The sequence below is a fragment of the Gilliamella sp. Gris3-2 genome (assembly GCF_001690345.1).
Lineage (GTDB): Bacteria > Pseudomonadota > Gammaproteobacteria > Enterobacterales > Orbaceae > Gilliamella > Gilliamella bombi.
The window spans coordinates 44,856-52,558 of the sequence record NZ_LZHB01000071.1; the positions used below are offsets into that span (position 1 = coordinate 44,856).

Consider the following 7,703-nt stretch of genomic DNA (forward strand, 5'->3'; position numbering starts at 1 on the left):
CATTAAAATAAAAAGCCAATTTATTATGTTAACCATTTTAGCCAGCATTGGTTGACTATTTGTTTTTCTTGCACAAATTGCGAACTATTAACCGTGCTAGATTGTAATTGCAATGCTAATCTATGAATTTTGTTGCGCATATCGATATAGGCTTGTGTTAGCTGCTCTGCTTCTTGGCTATCCATTATTTGATAATTTGTCGCAAGTTCTAAAATCCGAACATTATCGCTCCACTTTGTCATTTTAGGATATTTATTAGCATAATTAAGCACAAGATATTGCGATATAAACTCAATATCTCCTATTCCTCCTTCATCAATTTTTAAGTTAAATAAATTGTTTTGAGTGCTACCTAGATGTACTCTCATTTTTTCACGCATTTCACGCACTTCTTTTTTTAATACAACTTCATCACGCTTTTTACAAAGTACATTATGACGAATTTGGTTAAAACGTTTTATTAATTCACCTTCTCCATATATAGCTCTTGCTCTGACTAATGCTTGATGCTCCCAAGTCCAAGCTTCATTCATTTGGTAATCTTCGAACGAATCTAAACTACAAACAAGCAATCCTGCATCACCCTGGGGGCGAAGCCTTACATCAACTTCATATAAAATCCCAAAACTAGTACGAACATTAAATAGATGAATAATTCGCTGAACTAAACGCAAATAGAATTGACGACTATCTATCTGCTTATTGCCGTTAGTTATACTATTAACTGGACAATCATGTAAAAAAACCAAATCGAGATCCGAACCATAACCCAGTTCCCAACCGCCTAATTTACCATAGCCAATTACCACCAAGCCTTTATGATTATCAGCCAAATGCTCAGGCTTGCCATAGCGAGTAACCATTTGATTCCAAGCCATTTGTATGACAAAATCTAATAATGATTCAGCCACATAAGTTAGGTGATCACTGACCTTCATGGTAGTTAATACATGCTCAACATCGCAAGCAGCTATATGCAACAATTGCATCTGTTTAAATTGACGTAAAGCTTCAAGTTGTTGTTCTTCGTCATCAACTTCAATACGCAATAAATATTGATAAAGCTGGCTTTTATATTCATTTGGAGCAACAGTCTGATAAAGCGAATTGATATCAATAAGCTCATCTAATAATATAGGGTAATGAGCCAGCTGATCGCTAATCATTGGTGAAGCACTACATAAACGAATCAATTGCTTCAAAGCAGTCGGATATTCAAGTAACAGTTCTAAATAAGTGGTACGACTAACAATATTAACAAGTAACGGCAAAATCCTTGATAGCACCATTGTTGCTTGCTTTTCGCTACAGACAGCTTCTAACAAACGTGGCATTAACTGATCGAGGATTTCACGCCCCCGTACGCCAATGGTACGTTTACCTATATCATCACGAAATTGCACTAGCATTTGGTAGATCTGCGTAACTTCTGTTTCTGAATAGGTAGGTAATATTGCACTAACATCGCTTATTTGAAGATCAGGCACCCAAAGATCGTCAAATTGATCGTTATAAGGCTTAGTCGTTGAGGTAGATTCTGATTCGTTTTCGCCAATAAGTTCATTAAAAATTTGGCGGTTATGTTGCATCCGCACTAATAACGCTTGTTCAAAATCATGCCAATGATTAAAGCCCATGCTTGTCGCTAAACGAGCTTGATCCAGTGCATTATCTGGCAAGGTTTGGGTCTGTTCGTCAGCAATAGCTTGTAGAAGATTTTCACAACGGCGTAAAAATAGATAATTTTCTCGTAATAACGATACTTCATTCGATGCAAGTAGCGATTCTTGTTCAATCACATCAAGCGCATTTAATAGCGAACGAGTTTGCAACCCCACTACTCTTCCACCACGAATAAGCTGAAAAACTTGTACAATAAACTCTATTTCACGAATCCCACCAGCACCAAGCTTAATATTATTTTTTAAACCACGACGACGCACTTCACGTTCAATCATGCTTTTCATATTACGCAATGATTGTAAAACACTAAAATCAATATAGCGACGATAAACAAATGGTTTTAACATTTGATAAAGCTCATTGACATAAGGAGATTGTTGATCACCAAGCACTTTAGCTTTAACCATTGCATAACGTTCCCAATCGCGCCCTTGTTCTTGATAGTAATCTTCCATAGCAGAAAAACTCAGCACCAAAGGTCCACCATCACCAAGTGGCCGCAAGCGCATATCAACGCGATAAACAAATCCATCTTCTGTAATTTGGTCTAACGCTTTGATCAAACGTTGTCCCAAACGTGTAAAGAATACAGCATTATCTAACTCTCTCCGCCCTCCTTGTGTTTGTCCATGTTCGGGATAGGTAAAAATCAAATCAATATCGGACGAGAAATTAAGTTCTCCACCACCTAATTTTCCCATACCTAAAATCAGCAGTGGCTGCGTCTGACCTTGAGCATTGTAAGGTGTCCCCCACTCTTTGCAACTAAGCTCATAAAGCCAATTACGAGCTGTAACAATTATCACCTCAGCTAGTTCACTTAATTGTAATAAAATCTGCTCATCATTACTGATATGAACTAGTTGAGACCATGCTAACCGGACTAAAATATAACGACGAAATTGCCTTAAAATCTTCATGAATTCAGTTTCATCTGAAACTGCTATTAATTTTTCATTTAACCAAGTTTGGTAATACTGTCTTTCGTCTGCCTGTGGGGGATTTTGGCTGATTTCTGTTAGCCAGTTAGGAAATCGATAAAATGCATCTACCAAAAAATTACTTCGCACTAAAATATCTAGATTAGCTTGTATTTCGTTTGATTGACATTGTTTAAGTTGAGAGGCAACTTTTTGCTTTTGTTGTTCAAGCAAAGAAGAAACTGGAAGGTTAAATTCTGACATAAGCAAGCTCTCTTAGAAATTTCTTCACAAAATAATATCAGCAAAATAAGAATATATTATAAGTAACTTTTGTAAGTTATATAGTATTTTATATACAAAATAAAAAAGTGTCGAAAATGATGAGATAATTTTTAATTGAGTATTGTTTTTAGGAATGATTCATAAAGAATATACAACTTCTTTAAACCCTTTATTTTATATTACTATAGGTGCAAAGTCTTTTTGGAGTAAAAAGACCTTTACTGGAGCTATATATAACCATATATCCTAATAAAAACCGTCATTATATTGTTGTATAGATAAAAAAATATCATACCGAAAAAAGTAAAAATTTCAGGCAACAATTCTTGCAATTAATATAAGGCAACCTTGTCTATTATAGAACAATGCCCATTATAATTAATGTAAAAATGTTACCAATAAACTAATTTGTACAAATTTTATTCTGACTTTGACTCAACAAAACTGGATAAATTAACTTCTTTCCCAAAAAATGCTTTTGCTGTTTTACTAACAACTACCGAACCTATTGCACATAGAATAAGAAGAAATAATATAATATCTGTTATAACAATAACCATTATTTCGCTGTCTGTTAATGAATCTGCAACCTCATCAAACCATTTCAGACAATATATATTGAAAAATAAAACAATTATTGCTGCCAACGATGTTAACACAAAAGCAATGACAGAACTTGAAATTAATGACTTCACCTGTAAATTATCATAAACAGTTTTAAATTGTTTTCGCAAAACAAAATAACCAATCGTATTTACAATCAATAAAAAAACTGAATAAAAAATAATAGTTCTAATATGGTATTCAAGGGGACCTATAGAATCCAGAGGAGCTTTAGGAACAAAAAAGAAATTTAAGCAAAATAAGACAATAGATAGATAATAAAAATTAAATAATAGAATAAATAAAGATAAATGAGTTTTTTGACTATTGTCCGAGGATAATACAATCATATTTGGCTCTGTTACGAAAGCTGTTCGCAGTAGTTTTATCCCTAAATAAATCGCCATTATTATCCAAATATAACAAGCTAATCTAAATATGCCTATATAGAGGCTTTCTATATAAGTAAAATAATAGGGCACTATAGCATAATATAAAAATCCAAGAACCTGTCGCTCAAATATCACCTGATAACCATTGATACCTATTATTATAAAAAAAACAATTAAAAACACACAAAGCAGATTCTTTTTATTGACTCGATAGACCGAATTCTTGTGCAAGATTATGGCTGAAGTAATAAAAATTAAAACCAGATTTGCTAACTGATTAAAAGTATTAGGCAAAACTATATGAATAATTAATGATAAAAAAGAATCGTCCCAAATATATGGGTTAACCTTTGCATAGCTAAAAACCATATTCTCAACAAGAAGTTCTCGTCCAACTAAAAAAGTGCTATCTAGCACCCCATAAAACAGCAAAAACAAGAACGGTAATTTAAAAAAGAAAGCTTCATTATTTTACTTTTTATTTCATTGATTAATAGTCATATTTGCGATCAACATAAGCCTGAACTTTGTATTAATCTCACTAAAAGCAAATTCTTTTACAGAGTTAATAGTCAATAATGCCATTTGCCATTGTGTAAATTCAGGCTCAAAAGGAAGATTTTTATCTATTAGAATATAATTTATTTGGTTTAGCGTTTGTTTATATAACTCTAAATCATTAACTTCTAATGCATATTCTTCATTTTGTTGCCAAAATCTTAACAGGCTTGCTAGATCTTGATGGGCTTGAAAATCAAATTGACAAGTTTTAAGTGATGCATTTTTCAGTAAACAATAGCCCCTAGCAGCTTTACTTTGTGAAAAAAGATGCAAATGGAAACGGCTTAATTCAAGAGCAAAATTAAACAGGTCTTGTTTATTACCTTGTTTGAGTTCTAATTCGACTTCTTGAATGATTTTAACTTTTTTGTTTGACTTAATTTCCCCTTGGTCTAGTGCTACCTCAATTTCGCTACTCGCAAAAGAAATTAACCAAGTTTGCCTTTTGAAATCAGTACTGAACAATGGTAATAAATCTCGTTGTAACCGCTCAATATCGCAATTATAGGGTAATGCCATATGTGGTAATACAGCTAAATTGGGTTCTGAATTAGGTAAGTCAACATTAAATTCAGCACGCTCATGTAATCCAGACACAGACTTGCTATCTCGCTTTAAGGTGATTTCAAACTCTTTTTCGTTATCACTTTCGCATTCCCTTACTCGCAATCCACACTGATTATTACGTAGGTAATAATCGCTTGTGTCATAATAGGTACTAGTCAAATTGAGTTTTGTAAAACTGTTTTTTACCGGTGATATCGTTAAAAATTCAACTTCGTCGCTATCAGCCCATTGATCTAGAAAATATCTTAAATTAGCAATATCACTAGTATTAATTTCAAACTTTAATTCGATTTCATTACTCATTCATCTACTATTTTTTCGCTATTTTTAACATAATCAACGATAAATCTACTTCATGCATCATAGCGAATCACCGTTAATCAACAATATGACAAATTATTTTACAACACGAAATGGATTAGGTTTTGATTTAGATTGTTTAGGTTGTGAGGACAAAGATACACTCTGTATACTATATTGTGGTTCATCTTCAAATCCCATACCCACGCCATTTTCACGAGCATAAATTGCCTCAATCGCAGCCATTGGTACCACAATATGTTGTGGCACACCAGAAAAGCGAGCATTAAATTCAATTTGTTCATTAGTAGCCAAATATTGACCAACGGATTGTGGGGCAATATTCAGTACAATTTGATTGTTTCGGATAAATTCCTGCGGCACTAACACTCCATATACAGAAGTATTAACCACAATGTAAGGTGTTAAATCATTATCCAAAATCCAGTCATAAAAAGCCCTAAATAGATAAGGGCGACGTGGCGTCATTTGTTCAAGTTCCATCAAGGCTACCTTGGCTAAAATTATCGTAAATAAAGATAAATTTAATTGTTTATGATCTTATCTTTTTTTCTGCTTCAGTTAATGAATTAATAAAAGCAGGGCGTTCAAAAACTCTCGCCATATAAGCTAAATAACTCTTTTCAGCTACTTTTGGTAATTCAATACTAAGCAATGGCAAACGCCAAAGTAACGGCGCAAAGTAACAATCGCATAATGTAAAATCATCACTCATAAAATAATCTTTTTCTTTAAACATAACCGAAATCGAAACAAGATCATCAAGAAGATTTTTTCGTGCTGTTTTAGCAGCATCACTATTAGGATCAGCAATAATTGTTTCGTATGCACTATACCACTCTTTTTTAATACGGTACATTGTTAATCGTGAATTAGCGCGAACGATAGGATAAACAGGCATCAATGGTGGATGTGGAAAGCGTTCATCCAAATATTCTAACGCAATATGTGGTTCATATAACGTAAGGTCACGATCAATTAAAGTTGGAATTGAACTATATGGATTAAGATCCAATAATTCCTGTGGTAAATTATCTGCCGTTACAAACTCTATTTCCGCAGTTACCCCTTTTTCTGCCAGAACAAAACGAATCTGATGCCCGTAAATATCTGTTGTATCACAAAATAATGTCATTACAGAACGTTTATTAACAGCAACAACCATATTCACTCCAAATTTATAAAATTAAAATAAGTCTAGTTGCCGTCTATTCTAACAAATTGGATAACAAAATTGTTAAAAAAAAATAAATTTTCTTTAATTCTTTTCCTCAAGCCCTAATTTTGACCAGCAGTTTCGTAAAACATGTGTTTAAGTATAGGATTTATTAAATTAGATAACCTAATAATATTAAATAATATTTATTTCCTAAATAATCTTAATTCTTAAAAATATTTAACCTACGTAGTTTAGCTTTTTAATTAACCAAATCAGCATAAAAAAAACCAGCATTCGCTGGGTTTTGAAACAAATTTGAAACAAAATTGTAACGTTTTTGTAATATTGCTGGTCGGGTAAGGACACAACATTACTGTTGTGCCCTCCCCTAAGAACTGTACGAGCGAATTTCTCCGCATACAGCTCAAGCCTTTCAATTGACTTTAGTAAGCCAGTTTCAGTACCTCCAATTTCAGTGCATGGACTTTTTTGTGGCAAATAGTGGAATGGCAACACATTTTCAAACAAAAAAATTAAGGGGTAAGTGTTTTTTAAATTCAACGGGAGGCAAGTAGCCTAACGAAGAATGTAATCGTTTATGATTATACCAATAAGCATAAGCCGAAAAAGCGCGTTGTAACTCAGCTGTTGAGTTGAAACGTTGGCCTTTTACAAATTCCGTTTTAATTGTTTTAAATGTCGCTTCCGCTACCGCATTGTCATATGGACACCCTTTCTTGCTTAATGAATGCGTGATATTAAATGTCTTAAAACAATCCGCTAATAACCGATTATCAAACTCTTTACCACGGTCTGAATGAAATAAATCCAATTTTGATAATGGCAGTTTAATTTGACTTAATGCCGACATAACAAGCTCTGCTGTTTTATGTTGACCAACATGGTAACCGACAATCTGCCTATCGGATAAGTTCACTAAAACACATAAATAGTTCCAACGTTGCTTAACTTGAATATAGGTTAAATCCGCAACAACAATTTGTTTTTTATCACCTACATCAAATTGTCGTTGCAGGTGATTTTCTGTGGCGGTTTCATTCACTTCCGTAGTGTGAGATTGATAACGTTTAACGGTGTATTTTGATACCAGCAATAAGGCTTTCATCACCCGAGCAATGTAACGGCGTGACACCCAAATATTCTCTTTCTGTAAATCAAAAAGAATTCGTCTTGTACCATAAGACTGATAGC

Annotated in this window: 6 protein-coding genes; all 6 read right to left on the reverse strand. The window is 33.5% G+C overall.

What is annotated here, in order from left to right; all coding sequences use genetic code 11:
- Positions 1-23 precede the first annotated feature (23 nt).
- Positions 24-2,867: a bifunctional [glutamate--ammonia ligase]-adenylyl-L-tyrosine phosphorylase/[glutamate--ammonia-ligase] adenylyltransferase gene (gene glnE / locus A9G32_RS10325; RefSeq protein WP_065590235.1), complete on the reverse strand. Its 2,844-nt coding sequence runs from the start codon at positions 2,865-2,867 to the stop codon at positions 24-26.
- A gap of 440 nt (positions 2,868-3,307) precedes the next feature.
- Positions 3,308-4,300, reverse strand: coding sequence for a hypothetical protein (locus A9G32_RS10330; RefSeq protein WP_065589155.1), 993 nt, complete (start codon positions 4,298-4,300; stop codon positions 3,308-3,310).
- 66 nt (positions 4,301-4,366) lie between these two features.
- Positions 4,367-5,314 carry a CYTH domain-containing protein gene (locus A9G32_RS10335; protein ID WP_065589154.1) on the reverse strand — a complete coding sequence of 316 codons (948 nt, stop codon included), beginning with the start codon at positions 5,312-5,314 and terminating at the stop codon, positions 4,367-4,369.
- Positions 5,315-5,407: 93 nt separating this feature from the next.
- Positions 5,408-5,815 (reverse strand): ClpXP protease specificity-enhancing factor, encoded by a 408-nt coding sequence (locus A9G32_RS10340; protein ID WP_065589153.1) that lies wholly within the window; start codon positions 5,813-5,815, stop codon positions 5,408-5,410.
- A 49-nt stretch (positions 5,816-5,864) separates the two neighbouring features.
- The gene (locus A9G32_RS10345; RefSeq protein ID WP_065589152.1) at positions 5,865-6,497 is read right to left on the reverse strand and encodes a glutathione S-transferase N-terminal domain-containing protein; all 633 of its coding nucleotides are present in this window, start codon (positions 6,495-6,497) and stop codon (positions 5,865-5,867) included.
- A gap of 514 nt (positions 6,498-7,011) precedes the next feature.
- Positions 7,012-7,703, reverse strand: a 692-nt coding sequence (locus A9G32_RS10355) for an IS3 family transposase (protein ID WP_141672903.1), incomplete at its 5' end; no start/stop codon positions are given.

What these genes read in the sequence shown, in the direction of transcription:
- A9G32_RS10340 (WP_065589153.1), bottom strand. Translation starts at nt 5,815, where the DNA reads ATGGAACTTGAACAAATGACGCCACGTCGCCCTTATCTATTTAGGGCT.
- glnE (WP_065590235.1), bottom strand. Translation starts at nt 2,867, where the DNA reads ATGTCAGAATTTAACCTTCCAGTTTCTTCTTTGCTTGAACAACAAAAG.
- A9G32_RS10335 (WP_065589154.1), bottom strand. Translation starts at nt 5,314, where the DNA reads ATGAGTAATGAAATCGAATTAAAGTTTGAAATTAATACTAGTGATATT.
- A9G32_RS10345 (WP_065589152.1), bottom strand. Translation starts at nt 6,497, where the DNA reads ATGGTTGTTGCTGTTAATAAACGTTCTGTAATGACATTATTTTGTGAT.